General features: G+C 41.8%; 17 protein-coding genes. 8 read left to right on the forward strand and 9 right to left on the reverse strand.

The genetic code is table 11. The features are described 5' to 3' along the window. Positions 1-933: a 5-dehydro-4-deoxyglucarate dehydratase gene (kdgD, locus tag LQ203_RS22070; RefSeq protein WP_230161389.1), complete on the reverse strand. Its 933-nt coding sequence runs from the start codon at positions 931-933 to the stop codon at positions 1-3. Positions 934-1,247: 314 nt separating this feature from the next. On the opposite strand from kdgD, the gene LQ203_RS22075 reads away from it, so the two are divergent. The 3 genes from LQ203_RS22075 to LQ203_RS22085 all read left to right on the forward strand — a co-directional run bounded on the left by LQ203_RS22075 (position 1,248) and on the right by LQ203_RS22085 (position 4,862). Then, a complete protein-coding gene (locus LQ203_RS22075) occupies positions 1,248-2,609 on the forward strand; it encodes an MFS transporter (RefSeq protein WP_230161391.1) in 1,362 nt (453 codons plus the stop codon). A 30-nt stretch (positions 2,610-2,639) separates the two neighbouring features. Then, positions 2,640-3,998, forward strand: a complete 1,359-nt coding sequence (gene gudD, locus LQ203_RS22080; protein ID WP_230161393.1) for a glucarate dehydratase — start codon at positions 2,640-2,642, stop codon at positions 3,996-3,998. 162 nt (positions 3,999-4,160) lie between these two features. After that, complete coding sequence (locus LQ203_RS22085; protein ID WP_230161395.1) at positions 4,161-4,862, forward strand: FadR/GntR family transcriptional regulator; 702 nt, start codon at positions 4,161-4,163, stop codon at positions 4,860-4,862. A 375-nt stretch (positions 4,863-5,237) separates the two neighbouring features. On the opposite strand, the gene LQ203_RS22090 is transcribed toward LQ203_RS22085, so the two are convergent. The 3 genes from LQ203_RS22090 to LQ203_RS22100 form a co-directional block, all read right to left on the reverse strand. Beyond that, positions 5,238-5,387, reverse strand: a complete 150-nt coding sequence (locus LQ203_RS22090; protein ID WP_230161397.1) for a hypothetical protein — start codon at positions 5,385-5,387, stop codon at positions 5,238-5,240. 37 nt (positions 5,388-5,424) lie between these two features. Beyond that, complete coding sequence (locus LQ203_RS22095; protein WP_230161399.1) at positions 5,425-5,751, reverse strand: NAD-dependent epimerase/dehydratase family protein; 327 nt, start codon at positions 5,749-5,751, stop codon at positions 5,425-5,427. An 88-nt stretch (positions 5,752-5,839) separates the two neighbouring features. Further along, a complete protein-coding gene (locus tag LQ203_RS22100) occupies positions 5,840-6,598 on the reverse strand; it encodes an SDR family oxidoreductase (RefSeq protein ID WP_230161400.1) in 759 nt (252 codons plus the stop codon). Positions 6,599-6,791: 193 nt separating this feature from the next. Between LQ203_RS22100 and LQ203_RS22105 the strand changes: the two genes are divergently transcribed. After that, positions 6,792-7,415 (forward strand): TetR/AcrR family transcriptional regulator, encoded by a 624-nt coding sequence (locus LQ203_RS22105; protein ID WP_230161402.1) that lies wholly within the window; start codon positions 6,792-6,794, stop codon positions 7,413-7,415. 103 nt (positions 7,416-7,518) lie between these two features. On the opposite strand, the gene LQ203_RS22110 is transcribed toward LQ203_RS22105, so the two are convergent. Then, positions 7,519-7,788: a YesK family protein gene (locus LQ203_RS22110; protein WP_230161404.1), complete on the reverse strand. Its 270-nt coding sequence runs from the start codon at positions 7,786-7,788 to the stop codon at positions 7,519-7,521. Between the two features lie 370 nt (positions 7,789-8,158). Then, the gene (locus LQ203_RS22115; RefSeq protein WP_230161429.1) at positions 8,159-9,607 is read right to left on the reverse strand and encodes a DHA2 family efflux MFS transporter permease subunit; all 1,449 of its coding nucleotides are present in this window, start codon (positions 9,605-9,607) and stop codon (positions 8,159-8,161) included. A 258-nt stretch (positions 9,608-9,865) separates the two neighbouring features. Between LQ203_RS22115 and LQ203_RS22120 the strand changes: the two genes are divergently transcribed. Further along, a complete protein-coding gene (locus LQ203_RS22120; protein WP_230161406.1) occupies positions 9,866-10,762 on the forward strand; it encodes a TetR/AcrR family transcriptional regulator in 897 nt (298 codons plus the stop codon). Positions 10,763-11,071: 309 nt separating this feature from the next. Continuing rightward, positions 11,072-12,745: a ribonuclease J gene (locus LQ203_RS22125; RefSeq protein ID WP_230161409.1), complete on the forward strand. Its 1,674-nt coding sequence runs from the start codon at positions 11,072-11,074 to the stop codon at positions 12,743-12,745. A 44-nt stretch (positions 12,746-12,789) separates the two neighbouring features. On the opposite strand, the gene LQ203_RS22130 is transcribed toward LQ203_RS22125, so the two are convergent. The 3 genes from LQ203_RS22130 to LQ203_RS22140 all read right to left on the reverse strand — a co-directional run bounded on the left by LQ203_RS22130 (position 12,790) and on the right by LQ203_RS22140 (position 15,925). Further along, entirely contained in the window at positions 12,790-14,127 is a 1,338-nt protein-coding gene (locus LQ203_RS22130; RefSeq protein WP_230161432.1) for an amino acid permease, read from the reverse strand. A 258-nt stretch (positions 14,128-14,385) separates the two neighbouring features. Then, positions 14,386-14,598 (reverse strand): hypothetical protein, encoded by a 213-nt coding sequence (locus LQ203_RS22135; protein WP_230161411.1) that lies wholly within the window; start codon positions 14,596-14,598, stop codon positions 14,386-14,388. A gap of 100 nt (positions 14,599-14,698) precedes the next feature. Continuing rightward, the gene (locus LQ203_RS22140) at positions 14,699-15,925 is read right to left on the reverse strand and encodes an MFS transporter (RefSeq protein WP_290370631.1); all 1,227 of its coding nucleotides are present in this window, start codon (positions 15,923-15,925) and stop codon (positions 14,699-14,701) included. Positions 15,926-16,169: 244 nt separating this feature from the next. Between LQ203_RS22140 and LQ203_RS22145 the strand changes: the two genes are divergently transcribed. Next, positions 16,170-16,796, forward strand: a complete 627-nt coding sequence (locus LQ203_RS22145; RefSeq protein ID WP_230161413.1) for a LysE family transporter — start codon at positions 16,170-16,172, stop codon at positions 16,794-16,796. Between the two features lie 265 nt (positions 16,797-17,061). Continuing rightward, a partial coding sequence (locus LQ203_RS22150; protein WP_230161415.1) for a hypothetical protein occupies positions 17,062-17,520 on the forward strand: 459 nt, incomplete at its 3' end.

Consider the following 17,520-nt stretch of genomic DNA (forward strand, 5'->3'; position numbering starts at 1 on the left):
TTAGATTGATTGAATTGTTGTTTCTTTTGGAAAACGATCTAAAGCATGTTCTAATATTTTTTGCATTTCTGCATAATGTTCTTTTTCCACCGGAAGAATTGGTAATCTGACTGTTTGCCCAACCGGCATTCCCATAATCTCCATACCTGCTTTAATGAGAGAGACGGCATACCCTTTTCGCTGACGGCGAATGTTGTTGATTGGCATAATGACTTGTTGGTAAATTTCATTGACCGTTTCTTGATCTCCACTCAAAATGCCATTATAGAATTTTCGTGAGATGTGCGGGATGTAATTGGATATCGCAGATGAGTATGAGTCAAAGCCAAGTGGAACGTAGGCCGACATGGTAACTTCCGCAAGCGGCATTCCGTTCAGCCAGCCGAAACGTTTTCCGAAGGTTTGTGTAAGGAGTCCATTCAGCTCCATATTGCCTAGACCGTCTTTTACGCCGACCACCTGAGGGACCTCCGCGAGCGCTTCCAAAGTTGAAATTGAAAATGACACATTATCACGCTGATATACTATTGAGTTTAAGTCTGTACTTTCTGCGATGGCTTTGAAATAAGCCGCCAAACCTGCCTGTTCTCCAGTAACGAGATATGGAGGTAATATTAAATAACCATCTGCCCCTCTATCCGCTGATATTCTGGCAAGTTCCAAGGAAGTTTGAATATTGCCTCCTACCCCCGTGTATACAGGGACTTTTCCAGCCGTGACGGATACGGCTACCTCTACCATCGCTTCATATTCCTCTTTACTTAACGATGGATATTCTGCTGCTGCACATGCCACGAAAATAGCCTCGAGTCCCTCATTTATTAAAAATTGGATGTTTTGGGCGAGTGCTTTTTCATCAAGCTTATTACTCGTTGTGAATGGTGCCACGGGAAATCCGAGAATCCCTTTAGGTGCCTTGCGAATCTTATTCATTATTTATTCCCCCTTGTGTATTATTGTTTTATTGTAAGACAAATACACCGTCCGGTCAATTGTATTTTTATTATTTTCTGAAAAATCCAATATCACCTCATACTTCAACAATTTCGCTTCTACTTTATACAAAAAAAACAGAAAATGAAGGAGCGGAAATGCAAAACGATTATTAAAAAAAAGCCATTGACAAACAATTTCATTTGTCTTACTATTGGACAAAACTAAATATTAAGAATTTTCACAAAGGGGGGAGCGATTAAGTTTGTAAGCGGTATCAATAAAAAATAAAATACGTTTAAGGAAGTGAGTATATGAACGCTGAAGAAAAAGTTTTCCAAGCATCTACTAAACTGCCGAATACCCAGAAAAAAACACGCACACGATGGTTCATTGTCTTCATGCTCTTTTTAGTTACCGCTCTGAATTATGCGGATCGTGCGACGCTATCAATTGCGGGAACGGATATGTCAGGTCAGCTTGGTCTCGATTCAGTCATGATGGGCTATGTTTTCTCCGCTTTCGCCTGGTCTTACGTAGCTGGACAAATTCCAGGAGGATGGCTTTTAGACCGTTTTGGCTCAAAAAGAGTTTACTTTTGGAGTATCACGCTATGGTCTTCATTTACGCTTTTACAAGGATTGATCGGTTTTCTCGGTTCTGCCGGAACAGCTGTCATGGTATTGTTCGGACTCCGTTTTTTAGTTGGATTGGCAGAAGCTCCTTCCTTCCCGGCCAACAGCCGCATCGTTGCTACCTGGTTCCCAAGCCATGAACGCGGAACCGCGGCTGCCACTTTCAATTCAGCCCAGTATTTTGCCACTGTTCTCTTCGCACCGATTATGGGATATATTACGTATAAATTTGGTTGGGAATATGTCTTCTTCTTTATGGGCGCTTTGGGAGTCATCGTTGCTTTCATCTGGATGAAAAAGATTTATGGACCAAAGGAGCATCCGCGTATCAACAAAGCTGAGCTTGAATATATCGAAGCAGGCGGCGCTTTGATTAATATGGATCAAACCACTACAAATAAGGAGGAAAAGAAGGGCGTCAACTGGAATCATATTAAGCAGCTGTTATCAAACCGTATGCTGTTAGGTGTTTATCTCGGACAATATTGCATTACAACATTAACGTACTTTTTCCTGACATGGTTTCCTGTATACCTTGTACAAGAAAGAGGCATGACCATTCTTGAAGTTGGACTCGTCGCTTCCCTTCCAGCCATTTGTGGATTTTTTGGCGGCATTCTCGGAGGGACATTCTCGGATTTCTTGTTACGGAAGGGATTCTCATTGACTGTCGCTCGAAAAATGCCAATTGTTGTTGGGATGCTTCTATCGATGAGCTTAGTGGCTGCAAACTATGTAGATACGGAATGGGTTGTTATATTCGTTATGGCCCTTGCGTTTTTCGGTAAAGGATTTGGGGCACTCGGCTGGGCGGTAGTTGCCGATACCTCACCAAAAGAAATGTCCGGTATTAGTGGGGGGCTTTTCAACACATTCGGTAACATTGCCGGCATCACAACACCGATTATTATCGGATATATCATTGCCACAACAGGGTCATTTAATGGGGCACTAGTCTTCGTATGTGCTAATGCTCTTGTCGCGGTCTGCAGCTATTTATTCCTTGTTGGTGAAATTAAACGTGTAGAGTTAAAATCATAGATAACTAAATATTCTGTAAGGGGGAAAATTATGAATAATCAATTACTTAAGGATAATGTAAAAATCGGCACACCGGTCATATCAGAAATGAGCGTCATTCCAGTTGCGGGCCATGACGGCATGCTTCTGAACCTGAGCGGTGCCCATGCTCCTTATTTCACCCGGAACATTGTCATTTTAAAAGACAATGCGGGTAATACTGGTGTCGGTGAAGTTCCTGGAGGCGAAAAAATTCGCCAGACACTCGAAGATGCCAAACAATTGGTTGTCGGCCAGTCCATTGGGACATACAACAACATTCTAAATACCATCCGTAAGCAGTTTGCGGACCGGGATGCAGGAGGGCGCGGCCTTCAGACGTTCGATCTCCGTATTGCCATCCATGCCGTAACAGCATTTGAAGCGGCACTTCTTGATTTAGTCGGACAATACTTAGGTGTACCAGTCGCAGCCCTTCTCGGCGAAGGACAGCAGCGTGATAAGGTAGAAATGCTGGGCTACTTATTTTATGTAGGTGACCGTAATAAAACAGATCTTGGTTATTTAAGCGAACCTGAAGCGGAAGATGACTGGATTCGCCTCCGTCATGAGGAGGCGCTGACACCCGAATCGATTGTCCGCTTGGCAGAAGCCGCCCACTCTCGCTATGGATTCAATGATTTTAAATTGAAAGGCGGGGTTTTGCGCGGGGAAGAAGAAATCGAAGCGGTGACGGCACTTGCGGAACGCTTCCCTGAAGCCAGGATCACCCTTGACCCAAATGGCGGCTGGCTACTTGAGGATGCAATTAAACTTTGCCGGAACCAGCATCATGTTTTAGCCTATGCGGAAGATCCATGCGGAGCGGAAAATGGTTTTTCCGCCCGGGAAGTGATGACGGAATTCAGGCGTGCAACGGGTCTTCCCACCGCTACGAATATGATCGCAACGGACTGGAGGCAAATGGGGCACTCCATTCAACTTCAATCCGTGGACATTCCTCTTGCCGATCCGCATTTTTGGACGATGCAAGGCTCCGTCCGCGTCGCTCAAATGTGCAAGGAATGGGGATTGACATGGGGATCACACTCCAATAATCACTTTGACATTTCACTTGCCATGTTTACACACGTTGCAGCAGCCGCACCAGGAAAAATCACTGCGATCGATACCCACTGGATTTGGCAGGATGGGCAACGTTTGACGAAAGAACCTTTTAAAATTGTCGGTGGAATGGTGGATGTCCCTTCCAAACCCGGACTTGGAATTGAATTGGATATGGAACAAATCGAGAAGGCACATCAGCTTTATAAACAAAAAGGGCTTGGTGCCCGTGATGATTCTATGGCTATGCAATACCTGGTCTCCGGGTGGAAGTTCAATCCAAAATCACCTTGCCTTGTCAGATGATTTTTTTCCAACAATGCGTGCGTCTCTCTCTATAGAGCGACGCATTTTACTTTTTTTGGGGCATAGGCCTTCTCTTCCTCACATGCAAATAAGTGTATTATATTATATAATTAGTCTTACAGTAAAAATACATATCGGATTTCACAGAAAAGGGGTTACATAATGGAAGAATCGTCAAAGAAATTAGGCGTACAATCAGTACATCGAAACACTCTTTCACAACAAGTCGTGGATCAAATTGTGCATCTGCTCGTCAGTGGACAAATGAAAGCGGGCGACAAACTGCCTCCTGAAATGGAACTTATGAAAGAACTTGAAGTTAGCCGGCCGGTTTTACGGGAGGCTCTCAGTGCACTTGATACGCTAGGGGTCATTACGCGGAAAACGCGTGAAGGAACCTTTTTTAACGATAAAATCGGTACGCATCCATTCTCTGTCATGCTGGCGCTTGCTACGGATAATTTACCCGCAATCATCGAAGCACGAATGGCATTGGAGTTGGGATTAGTAACGATGGCTGCCGAGAAGATCACAAACGAACAACTGGAGAAACTTCAAGTTACGATTGACACGATTGCCAATAGTGAAGACAACGATTATGGAGAGGCTGATAAAGAATTCCACAAGATCATTGCTTTAAGTGCGAACAATCCCATTATTGAAGGTATGATCGATTCCTTATTAATTACCCATAATAAAATAAATAGCCTGATTCAATTCAGAGAACGGGAATTGACAGTAAAGTATCATAAAGCGATCTATGCGGCACTTGCAGCACATGATCCACATGAAGCATTCAGCCAAATGTACAAGCACCTTGATTACGTCCGTCAGAAAGTCCTTCAATATTCTCACGCAAATTAAGCAAAAAAAATCTTAAGAATCATAAACTAGCGGATTACTCAATGAGTCTCTCTCATAGGGAGACCTAAAAAGTGGATATTTTCAGGAAAAATTAAACCTATTTTGCTTCCAAGATTTCAAAGTTTCAACATACCTTTTAAATCCAATTGATAGCATAATTATTTTTGAGAAAAACTGGATAGTAGTTGAACTATCCAGCCCCCACTTATCCAGTTCGATTGAAATGAGAATGTCAGGACTCCCGAATGAAGTCGAAACCTTCCTCTTACAAATTGTCTGGCTAACCAAAATCCCCATCCACTGAACCTGCCAAGGCTCCACTCAAAAAAAATGCATCCCTGCTTACTGGCAGGAATGCATGTATTAGGTACTTATTTAATCGTTCATTCTACTTATCCAACTCATAATGGATTCCTCTTTTGGCTTCCAACCAAGTAATTCCCTGGCATGCACAGCTCTTACCCGGCTGTTGGAGGCAATGGCAAAACGAGCCCAGTCACCAAGTTCATCAATAGCCTCATCCATCGGCCAGCTTAATGTTCTCCCCCCATAACCAAGTGCTTCACTGATTGCTGCGGCAAGATCGCCATATGATTCTTCCCCATTTTCGGCATGCAGCCGGTGCTTTTTCCAGAAGCAATTGATACAACCTGGCCAAGTCCTTTATATGGACATTAGACCACCGATTCACTCCCATTCCAACATAGACACCTGCCTTCATTTCACGGGATTTACGAATAATTTTTGGCAATTGATCACTTTCCGTTGGCAAGCCGAGAGAGTCTCCGTAAATCATCGAAGGACATAGTACAACTGCCCTGATTCCTTGTTCGATACCTGCCCTCCTGATTGAGGAATTGATTGAAACACGTTCTTGCCTTATATCCATAGGGTTTATCGATTTGTCAATATACGGGGATATCCCGATAAAAACAGGACCACCACACCTCTGTGCAGTGGTCTGTTAAAATTACGGTTTAATAAGCACTCCAACCAGCATCTGCCGTGATGACGGTACCATTGACAAAGCTGGAATCATCCGAGGCCAGGAACAAAGCAATTTTCGCAATTTCCTCAGGTTTTCCATTGCGTGGATTGATGGCCATTCCCAATTGCTGACGAGATGCACCGAATCCATTGATATTCGTCATGCTTGAGCCAATATTTGTTTCAACTCCGCCTGGTGCTATCGCATTACAGCGAATTCCTTTATCCGCATACATGAAGCCGGTGTTTTTTGTGAAGCCAACCACTGCGTGTTTCGAGGCAGTGTATGCTCCGCCTGCTCGTGCACCATATAAACCGCCGGCAGAAGCAATATTGAGGATGACTCCTTTTTGTTTTTCTAAAAAGATTGGTAACACCTTTCTTGTCGAACGCATGACGCTTGTCGTGTTAATCGCAAAAATCCTGTCCCATTTAGAATCTTCAATATCTCCGGCAGGTTCCATGCCATCCATGATGCCTGCGTTATTCACCAGTATATCCACCGTACCAAACGTACTGACTGTCGTATCGATCAATTGCTGAATATCTTCTTCTACTGCAACGTTCGTTTTAATCGCAAAAGCTGATCCGCCAGTTGCTTTTATCTCTTCTACCGTAGCATTCGCACCATCGAGATTTAAATCCGACACGATAACTTTAGCCCCTTCTCGAGCATAAAGTATGGCAATTTGTTTTCCCATGCCTGATGCTGCACCTGTAACGACTGCAACCTTGTCTTGTAATTTCATGTAATCTCCCCCATATTCAATCTAGTAAAATCGCCACTTATTGTACAGATGTTCATTAACTACCTTCCTTTATAGTATAATTAGTTTCAATAAGGTTATACAATCAGCAAATGCAGCTCTCGATGTTGAACAATGAACACATATGATTCATTTTGTTTATTAAAAGTCCAAAAACGAACAAAGGATGAGGAGAATGTCCAATAATAACACTGGGATCGATAGAAGGATCAGGAAATCCAAAAAGACTTTAAAAGAGTCCCTCATATCATTAATGCAAACTAAGGATTTTAGGGAGATATCCATTACTGACATTGTAGAACTCGCCGACCTTAATCGCGGTACCTTCTATAAACATTATCAGTACAAAGAGGAACTGCTTGAAGAAATCATGGAGGATGTCATAGCCGATTTGATTCTATCTTATCGGGAACCTTATAAAAATGGTGATACCTTTACCATCAATGAACTAACGGCATCAGTCATCAAAATATTTGAACATGTGGCTAACTACAAAAATATTTATACCCTCGTTCTAAAGTCGAATGCATTGCCAAAACTACACGATAGAATTTGTAATGAATTAAAGAAACTGCCTTTAGAGGACCTGGAAGATTATCGGCCAAACCCTAAGATTAATGCAGAACTTGCCTCCAGCTACCAAGCATATGCGATTTTAGGCATGATTATCGAATGGGTCAACACTGGCTTCACATATAGCGCCGATTATATGGCAGAACAATTACTAGAAATCATTACTAATAGGCCAGTTAATGCTGTTTTTAAAATAAACCATACATTTAATGATGGACAGAAATAAGAGGGCTGCATTGGCAACCCTCTTGTTCCTTAAAAATTCACGTCAATCAGCAATTTTAGTGTGTTATGGATCCTTTCTACTAGCCGAGTTCCATTACTTCAACTCATCGGATGACACTAACCTTTTTTCCAATCAAGAAAGATATAAAAGCAAATATTATTAGAAAAAAGGAAAGGAAACCGTAAGCTGCCCCTTCAAATCCCCTAATGTGAACAAACCCGATATAAAATAGAGTAAAGGCAGCAATAATCGCTATGATTCCTGGCAACATCTTTAATAAAAGAGGACATCCTCTTTTACTAAGCCACCAAGTAAGGGTCAATATAATCATGCCTGGTATGAGAGTCATCAGCAATGGTACTAAAATCATCATAAAATCCACTCCCTTCATTAATTTTAGCATAAATCACCAATTTATTTTACCGGATTTTTCGAATTCAGTGGCAAATTGAGGTGAAAAATGAGAGGTCAGAAGGGCTATACCAAAATGAGTAATAGTGGTGAAAAGGTTGAACATCCTGGCGACATTCCATTTTATGTATGAAACCAAATAAAAGGTGCAACATGATTACCAGGCTGTGGCTGATGGATTGTGAGGTAAATTATTGAGTTCTAGGACGATTTTTCGATTGTGGGTCGAAACAATGAACTGTAAGTACAATTATTCAATTATGGGACAAATTAATGATAAAAATCAATAAACAAGGCCCCTATTCACATAGGGGCCTTGTTTTATGTTTCCTTTAAGCGGTTTGATTTTTTTTCTCAGCTGGCTTTTCTTCAGCCGGCCATGCACGCTTAATGAATAATGTCAGAATCAGTGCCACAGCAGCAATGAAGGTGGATACAAAGAAGGAGAAGTTAATTCCATCGAGCATCGCCTGCATTCCGATTTGGGCCTGCATTTGTTCCATCATTTCAGCAGTGGGCTGGCTTGTTAGTTTGCTCATTGCTTTGGTCATTAAATCCTCACCGGAAGATGCTGCATGGTTTGACATGACCGTAACAAGCAATGCTGTACCGATTGCGCCTGAAATCTGGTTCAGCGTGTTATTCATGGCGGTACCATGCGGGTTCATACGGGCTGGCAGCGAGTTCAATCCATTTGTCATGATCGGCATCATGGCCATGGACAAACCGAATAAACGGACGGAATACAGAATCACAATATGTGTATAAGAAGTATCCATTGTTAATTTACTGAAGAAATACGTCGTCACCACAGTAATAAACAAACCGGTTGAAGCAAGTATGCGCGCACCGAATTTATCGAAGAGCTTACCGGTAATCGGTGACATGAGGGCCATCAATAGTGCACCGGGCAGCATCAATAATCCTGAATCGAATGGTGAAATGCCACGGACCGTTTGTGTATACATCGGCATTAAGATCATCGCCGAGAACATGGCCATATTCAACACGATTGAAATCGTTGCAGATAAGGCGAACATCGGATGTTTGAAGATCTTGAATTCAAGCATTGGCGTTTCCATTTTCAGCTGGCGTGTAATGAAAAGGATCAGGGAAATGGCACCGACAATCAATGTTCCATATACCCAAGGGCTATCCCAGCCTTTGCTGCCTGCCGAACTAAATCCATAAAGCAATCCGCCAAACCCTAAGCTTGAAAGAATGACCGATAATTTATCAATTTTAATATCGACTTTTTCCTTTTTGTCTTTAAGTTTAAAGAAGCCGAGAATAAGCACTAGTAAAGCAAGCGGAGTGATGAAGTGGAATAGCATTCTCCAATCATAATGTTCGATGATCCAGCCTGAAAGCGTCGGCCCGATTGCAGGGGCAAACATCATGACTAAACCGAATAATCCCATTGCCGAGCCCCGTTTTTCAACAGGGAAAGCAGTTAAAAGCACGTTCATTAATAACGGCATCATAATTGCAGAACCTGCAGCCTGAACCATACGTGCGCTCAATAATAGCGGGAATGTATGCGCTACACCTGCAACGATCGTCCCGATTGAGAAAAGCAGCATGGCTGTCAGGAACAGATTACGTACCGAATACTTTCTTATTAAGAAGGCTGTTGTCGGAATCATGATTCCGTTCATAAGCATATAGCCCGTTGTCAGCCATTGAACTGTGGAAGTCTCGATTCCCAGGTCTGTTTTGATTGATGGCAGTGCAATATTTAAAAGGGTTGAATTCAGTATCGCTATAAACGCCCCGACCATCAGTATGGCCAAAATGCCATACGAACCCTTTTTTTCATTTGTTTGTGCAGTACTCACTTTTTATCTATTCCTCCATTCAAACTGTTGGTTCATTTAATTGTACGATAGGTATAACCCAATCTCATAAAATCAATAATATACCCACAGTTCATTTTTTGCAATAAAAATTTATTGGTTTAAATAAGGGTTTGTGCTGTGATGGAAAATAGAGTACGATTACATTTATACAAGCAGTATAATTGAAAATCAGGTGATATGATGAATAATCGAAGGCAGAATGTTATCGATACGGCTCATAAGCTGTTTATTGATAAGGGCTACCAAGCCACGTCCATCCAGGACATTTTAGAAGGCAGCGGCATTTCCAAAGGTACATTCTATAATTATTTCCCTTCCAAGGGAGAATTATTTATTGCCATTTTCCGTTCCTTCTATAAAAGGATTCTCCACGAACGAGAAAAACTATTGGTTGATCAAGATTCAGCAGATATTGAAATTTTCATCAAGCAGCTCGAACTGCAAATGATGGAGAACAAACAAAGTAAAATGCTTATTCTGATCGAAGAAGTCCGCGTTTCAAACGACGATGAATTAAAACAATTCATCAATGAGACTCTTTTATTAAGCATACGCTGGATGTATGAACGTTTTCTCGATATTTTCGGGGAAAGCAAAAAACCCTATCTTTTAGATAGCGTCATTATCTTTCATTCGATGATGACCCATGTAAATCATTTTAATTATCGTGCTAATGCGAAAGGTTCTTCGGAAATACAGATTATCCGCTACTGCATGAACAGAATTGTCCATTTAGTCGATGAAGTGACAGAAAGCGGAGAACAGATCCTGAGTCCGGAACTAATCGATACGTGGTTTCCAAAATTTAAAAATCATCTTAATCCATGCCATAATGAATTGCTTAACTCCACCTCTGAATTGAAAAAAGCAATTAACAAAGCCTTCCCTTGCGGTGAAAATAGAACAAGAGCCATTGAACTTGTCGATTTTATCCAGGACGAGCTGATGCAGTCCGACAAACCGCGGAAATTTTTGATAGAAAGTTTGCTGCTCACGCTAAAGACTCAATATGCCGTGCAGGTCCCGGCATGCATGGAGAACTTTGAAAAAAGCATCAACTCTTGTTTGTACCAATGAAGGTCGGAAAGATTAATGAGGTTGAGTAATATGACAAGCACCTGCCGAAAAACGCAGGTGTTTTTTTCAATTTATTTGCCGCTATAGGTGGATTTGCTGCAAGTATTTTTTCACAGCCGGGTATTGGTGAATCATAAGAATCCCGCCAATTTGGCCAACGTGTGAATATCCCTGGATCACAGTGCATTCATTTCGCAAAAGCTTGTTTTCAGCCCTCTTCCTTTTATGAAAAAAATCATTTTGTAAAGTGTTGGTTTTATAAGCATGGCCTAAGGAAAGACTAGCCTTATAAAAAGGAGGTCTAGCTATTTGAGTGCGAATAAAAGTAGTTTGTCCATTCTTGCGTTAGGCGGAGTGAACGAAATCGGAAAAAACATGTATGTGGTTCAATATTCAAACGATATCGTCATTATTGACTGTGGTGCCAAGTTTCCTGATGAAAGTTTATTAGGAGTGGACTTGATCATTCCTGATATTTCCTTTCTTCAGGAAAATAAGGATAAGATCCGGGCTCTAATTGTAACTCATGGGCATGAAGATCATATTGGCGGTATCCCCTATTTCTTAAAAAAATTGAACGTACCTATTTATGCTACACGTTTAACACTTGGTTTGATTGAATTGAAGTTAAAAGAACATAACCTTTTGGGTGATACTGAATTAATCCAAATCGACTCGGATTCAAGGTTGGAATTTGGGGAGATGCGTCTGGACTTTTTCAAAACGAATCACAGTATTCCCGATTGCCTTGGAGTCACCATCCATACACCGGAAGGCACGGTCGTTCATACAGGGGACTTCAAATTTGACTTAACTCCCATGAATGATCAGTATCCCGATATCCATAAAATGGCCAAAATCGGGAGTGAAGGTGTCTTGGTTTTATTATCTGAAAGCACGAACGCTGAACGTCCCGGCTCCAGTCCCTCGGAGCATCTAGTTGGCAGCCATATTGAAGAGGCCTTTATGCACGCTAAACAGAAAGTCATTCTTTCAACCTTCGCTTCAAACGTCAACCGCGTTCAACAAGTTGTGAACGCTGCTCAGAAGACAAACCGGAAACTAGCCTTAATTGGACGAAGCATGGTGAACGTCGTATCCGTTGCCATTGAACGCGGGTACCTCGAGGTTCCTGATGGGATGCTTATCCAACCACAAGAAGTGGATAATTATGCTCCTGAAAGGGTCGCGGTTTTATGTACAGGAAGTCAAGGTGAGCCGTTTGCTGCCCTTTCTCGCCTTTCCAGTTCGAATTATCGGGATATGAGTATATTGCCTGATGATACAGTGATTCTTGCCTCCACTCCAATACCCGGAAATGAGCGGGATGTTTCACGTATCATCGACAACCTGTTTCAACTGGGTGCCAAAGTCATTTACGGTTCTGGGACTGTAACAGGCATGCATGTTTCCGGACATGCCTATCAGGAAGAATTAAAGCTCATGCTTACCCTGATGAAACCTAAGTATTTCATACCCATTCACGGTGAGTATCGGATGTTGCACCAGCATCGATTACTAGCTGAATCTGTCGGGGTGGAGAAGGACCATACTTTCATCATCAATAATGGCGATGTCGTGGATATTGAAAACTCCGTTGCCCGTCAAACAAGAAAGGTGGCTGCCGGCAATACCTTTGTGGACGGCATGGGCGTTGGTGATGTTGGAGAAATCGTACTGCGGGACCGGAAGCAGCTTTCCGAAGATGGAATGCTCGTAATCGTTATAACACTAAGCAAGTCGGAAAGAAAAATAGTATCAGGACCCGATACCATTTCCCGTGGATTTGTATATGTTCAAAATTCCGAGGACCTCCTTAAACATGTGAATCGTCTTGTTACGAAAACGGTCAACGAATTGCAAAGTGACAGGATATACAGATGGAACATCATCAAACAAACCATAAAGAAGGAACTGGGGCAATATCTCTTTAATCAAACTAAGAAAAAACCAATGATCCTTCCGATCATCATCGAGATTTAGCGCCAAATTGAAAGGAACTCGACTATGTAGCCGAGTTCCATTTTTTAATCAAGTTCCGATTTACTTGCTTTAGCAGCCATCGCCTTGTTCTTATTCCAAACCTTGAACATCATGAAAAGTACGGCTAGTCCTATGATCACGACGAATAAGAGGCTTATGAAGAATCCAGGACGGATCTCTTTTTCAAGCAAAGTTCCACTGACCGCTGCAACAATTAAAAGAAGTCCGAAAACGGCCGTAATCTTACTCCAAATCTTACCTTCCAAAATTTTGAATGAAGAAAGAATGATGAAGGCCCAGTTATACAGTAGCAATATACCAGCTGATGTTGTAATGTATTCATAAATCTTGCCTGGCAGGAGCAAGGCAGTGATGATCGAACCTAAAAGCCCTAAGGCGCCAAGACCCAGTGAAGGTAATGGAAGTTCCTTGAATCTCTTGATCTTTTGCATGAATAATGCGGGTGCATTCCCATCTTTAGAAAGTGTAACCAATAAATTCGTCACACCAAATAATGAGGCGGTCATCGTCGAGAAACCGGCAATGATGATTGCACCGTTAAAAACATGCGGGAAAAATGTCAGGTAATAACTATCCAATGCCGTAACAAAAGGGCTTTCTTTTTCACTGAATGCGCCTAACGATACCATGGTGACGGCTAACCCCAATGAAACGACATAGATGATTGTCAAAACCAAGAGCATGATGGTCCCTGCCTTTGGCGCATCTTCCTTCTTTTTCAGCTGCATCGCCATCAGCCCAATCACTTCAATGCCGCCAAACGCATAAAAAGCATAAATAAGCGATGTCCAAAACCCTTTTAGCCCTTTAGGAAATAACTCACTGTACGTATTCGGAAATGACGGGGGCTTGTCTCCATCTAGTCCAAACCAACCGACAACGGCACAAATTGCGATAATGATAAACATGACAATCGCGGCTGTCTTAATGACCGCAAGGATGTTTTCAACGCTGTCGAACCCCTTTGTTCCAAGCAATACCACAACGATTGAAACAATAGCAAACCCGGTCGCAAATAACCATAGCGGAACTTTTGGCAACCAAAATTGGGATAATAGCGAAAGTGCAGTAAGCTGACTTCCCATAATCAATATATTGGAGGACCAATAATTCCAGCCACAGCTAAAGCCTGCCCATCTTCCAAATGCTTTATTGGCATAATAACAAAAAGAGCCCTCTTGAGGATCCGCAACCGTCATCTTAGCAAGTAAATTATAAACGATGTATGTACCCAGTGCAGCCAATACAAATGAAAATACAATAGATGGGCCCGTTGTTTTAATGCCTATTGTCGAGCCTAGAAAATACCCTGTTCCGATCGTACAGCCTACACCGACCAATGACAACTGCCACCATTTCATATCCCCATTTTGTTCGCCGGAAGCACTGGAATCTATCCCATTCTTTCCTATTGATGAACTGCAATTGGCATCTTTCATTACGCTCCCCCCTTTCCATTCATAGTGTTAATAAAGCCACATTGAATTATGCAAGGAAGAAGTTTTCCAATCTTTATTCACGATGGCCCAGGTGCCTCCAGTGATAATCCAGAGATGATCGAAATAAGACCCATTCGTCAATGCAGCTACAAAGAAATCAGGCCAATAAAGATCATCCCGCTATAAGTGAAAAGTTGGGATACCCCATAACTTGAAGCTGTCTTGGCCAAAATAAGTTGGATAACGGACTTTTGCTGAACCCTGCCCCAACGATACAGGCATGCCAAAAACCATTATCGGAGCTGCAAGGGTAAGCCCAATAAAAAATAACTCAACATGAAATGTATACTCAAAAGATTTCACTCCCATCAAGCTAGGAAACAACTTATACATTCTATGTGACAGCCTCCCCCCTATAACTGTGATGGTGAACGTTACGTAAAAAGTCGTGGAATTGCAGTTCAAAACCAGCTTATTGCTTACTTGTTACCATTTAATTAGCGGCTTCCTTTTTGTCTGTATTAATGGATTTCATAACAATCAAAACGATGCAAATGCCAATGATTCCAGTAATGATATAACTTATATTAAGATGATTTTTCATGACAAGGGACATGACCGGAGGGCCAGCCGCAACTCCGATGAACCTTGAGGACATATAGAAGGAAGTTATCGTCCCCCTTAGTTCCTTTTCAATGTTTTGGGTGATGATGGCATCAAGTGTCGGCAGTAACGCGCCAATCGCGATTCCGACAAGGCTTGTTACGAGTAACAGAAGAAATACATTCTCTTTTGTATATCCGACAAAGACCAGACTGATTGACAGGACAGCTAAACTGATCATGATGATCTTTTTCATGATCGGTAATTCACCTTTGATCTTTTTCCCTGCAACATATGAAGATACACAAAGAAAAAACAGCGGGATCGCTATCACAAAACCCTTCTTGACTCCGTGCAAATCATGTATTTTCTCCAAATTTTCCGACAAAAAGAAAAGGACCCCGAACAATACCAACATGACAAATACACCAATCAGGAAAACAGTATATAGCCACTTTCCTTCCTGCTTGAATATTTGTTTCGTATCCTGCCAGAATTCTTTAAATTTCTTTGGTTCTTCCTTCTCCTTTGGTACCTTTATAAAGAAGAAGACCAATACAATTGATATTAGACTGAAGAATGAAATCGAGAAGAAAGGTAAAAACCAGATAAATGCGGCAAAAAGCGAACCCAATATTGGGCTCAGTACTTTCCCAAATGTATTCGAAGTTTCGATGATACCCAAACATGCACTGGTTTTTTCATCATCATCTTTGTAAAGGTCTCCCACCAATGGCAAAATGATGGGCGAGGCACCCGCAGCACCAATCCCCTGTAATACTCTCCCAATGATGATCCAAGTAAACGGATCATCCAATTTCCACGATGCATAGCCCGCAACCAATCCACCAATCAGGGCAAGGACCAAACTTGGCAGGATCACCATTTTCCTTCCGAATCGGTCTGATAAATAACCAGCTATGGGGATTAAAAAAATTGAAGCTACGGAATAACTTGTAATGACCATGCTAGATTGAAATGAAGATATCCCCACCTTTTCCTCGAATATGGGTAATACCGGGATAAGCATTGAATTTCCAAGCGTCATTACCAATGGGATTGATGCCATGCTAATCAAGCACCATATGCTGACATTATTTTTCTCATGACCTTCCATACCTACACTCCTCGTCCATTATAAACACCACCGCCAACATACAAAGGCAAAAAAAAAATGAATACTTATTCGACTTGCATTGATTTTTAGATGTCTTTATTTAATATGTTGTAGGGCTGAAAGATTTATTCAACCGTTACTTATGAAAATGAATGGCACTTTTTCCATTCCAAAAAAAGTGGTACAAGTCCATTTGTTTGAATACATTCAAATAAGTAAATGTATCAAATGATGAGGTGATGATTTGGGTGCTTTTTTCAGCTATGTATTATTAGGCTTATCGCTAGCAGCTCCTATCGGTCCCATTAATGCTGCTCAATTGGACAAAGGAATCAAGAAAGGCTTTTGGCATGCCTGGATTTTTGGCTTGGGTGCCATTTTAGCGGATGCAGTCTATATTGCCCTCGTCTATTATGGGGTCGTTCACTTTTTGGATAACTCCTTCATGAAGACATTTTTATGGCTTTTTGGCTTTTTCATTTTGACCTATATTGGCATTGAAAGCCTTCTTAGCGCGGGTAAGATAGAAGTTCAGGCACGGAAAGCGAAGGATTCCCACATTTCTTCATTTTTATCAGGATTCATCATGTCCCTCTCGAATCCCTTATCCATTATGTTTTGGCTGGGGATTTATGGATCCATTCTTGCAAACACCGCAACAAAATATGATTTTCATCATATAATTTTATACAGTTCAGCCATCCTTCTCGGACTCTTAGCATGGGATACCACAATGGCCATCACCGCCAGTACCTTCAGACGGTTTTTATCGAGGCCCATTCTTATTGGCATTTCAGTCATTTCAGGAATATCACTTATAGGCGTTGGCATTTACTTTGCCATACAAGCAGCCAAGGTTTTATTTACATAAAGATCGACCTAATCGAAAGAAAAAAAAGCCCCACTAGAGGCCATTTTTAATCTTTATCAGGATTATGAACTAAAAATCTTCCTTCAAACCCAATCTAGCCTTTATAAAAATTCTAAACGAAGCATTTACTCGTGAATTTGGGTGCTTTACTCGTGAGTTTCGCATTCTAAGCCGCCTATTTTATTGTCCACCTTTGTCCATGTCGGACACTAATCCCCCTTTGTTCATAGTCTGAAAGGGTAAACACAAAGGGAGGATTTCTTGAATGTATAATAATTACGGTTATTACTCTTATAATGATCCATATTATAATGTTCCATATTATTACGATAATTCTTATGCCAGTTTGCCTTATTATGATGACAGACTGCCTTATTATGATGATAGGCTACCAATACAAACACTCGTTCCAGTAGCAACAATTAAGAGCCATTTAAACGCTGGCCGACAAGGTCATTGTTTCAAAGGTTTTTGGGGTAACACCGAGCACACCTTTATTTTAATGGGAATCAATGATGCTACAGGTATGGTACAGATACTCGAAGGTGGCATCCCAAATGAGGTTCATCATACGGATATAGTTGGATTACAATATCTAGGCTTAACCTGCCCTGTCGGTGGCGGCGGCCAAGGTGGCGGCGGCCAAGGTGGCGGCGGCCAAGGTGGCGGCGGCCAAGGTGGCGGCGGCCAAGGTGGCGGCGGCCAAGGTGGCGGCGGCCAAGGT

Origin of the sequence: Peribacillus sp. Bi96 (assembly GCF_918698115.1) — a bacterium.
GTDB lineage: Bacteria > Bacillota > Bacilli > Bacillales > DSM-1321 > Peribacillus.

What these genes read in the sequence shown, in the direction of transcription:
- kdgD (WP_230161389.1), bottom strand. Translation starts at nt 933, where the DNA reads ATGAATAAGATTCGCAAGGCACCTAAAGGGATTCTCGGATTTCCCGTG.
- LQ203_RS22075 (WP_230161391.1), top strand. Translation starts at nt 1,248, where the DNA reads ATGAACGCTGAAGAAAAAGTTTTCCAAGCATCTACTAAACTGCCGAAT.
- gudD (WP_230161393.1), top strand. Translation starts at nt 2,640, where the DNA reads ATGAATAATCAATTACTTAAGGATAATGTAAAAATCGGCACACCGGTC.
- LQ203_RS22085 (WP_230161395.1), top strand. Translation starts at nt 4,161, where the DNA reads ATGGAAGAATCGTCAAAGAAATTAGGCGTACAATCAGTACATCGAAAC.
- LQ203_RS22090 (WP_230161397.1), bottom strand. Translation starts at nt 5,387, where the DNA reads ATGGATGAGGCTATTGATGAACTTGGTGACTGGGCTCGTTTTGCCATT.
- LQ203_RS22095 (WP_230161399.1), bottom strand. Translation starts at nt 5,751, where the DNA reads ATGGATATAAGGCAAGAACGTGTTTCAATCAATTCCTCAATCAGGAGG.
- LQ203_RS22100 (WP_230161400.1), bottom strand. Translation starts at nt 6,598, where the DNA reads ATGAAATTACAAGACAAGGTTGCAGTCGTTACAGGTGCAGCATCAGGC.
- LQ203_RS22105 (WP_230161402.1), top strand. Translation starts at nt 6,792, where the DNA reads ATGTCCAATAATAACACTGGGATCGATAGAAGGATCAGGAAATCCAAA.
- LQ203_RS22110 (WP_230161404.1), bottom strand. Translation starts at nt 7,788, where the DNA reads ATGATGATTTTAGTACCATTGCTGATGACTCTCATACCAGGCATGATT.
- LQ203_RS22115 (WP_230161429.1), bottom strand. Translation starts at nt 9,607, where the DNA reads ATGGTCGGGGCGTTTATAGCGATACTGAATTCAACCCTTTTAAATATT.
- LQ203_RS22120 (WP_230161406.1), top strand. Translation starts at nt 9,866, where the DNA reads ATGAATAATCGAAGGCAGAATGTTATCGATACGGCTCATAAGCTGTTT.
- LQ203_RS22130 (WP_230161432.1), bottom strand. Translation starts at nt 14,127, where the DNA reads ATGAAATGGTGGCAGTTGTCATTGGTCGGTGTAGGCTGTACGATCGGA.
- LQ203_RS22135 (WP_230161411.1), bottom strand. Translation starts at nt 14,598, where the DNA reads ATGTATAAGTTGTTTCCTAGCTTGATGGGAGTGAAATCTTTTGAGTAT.
- LQ203_RS22140 (WP_290370631.1), bottom strand. Translation starts at nt 15,925, where the DNA reads ATGGAAGGTCATGAGAAAAATAATGTCAGCATATGGTGCTTGATTAGC.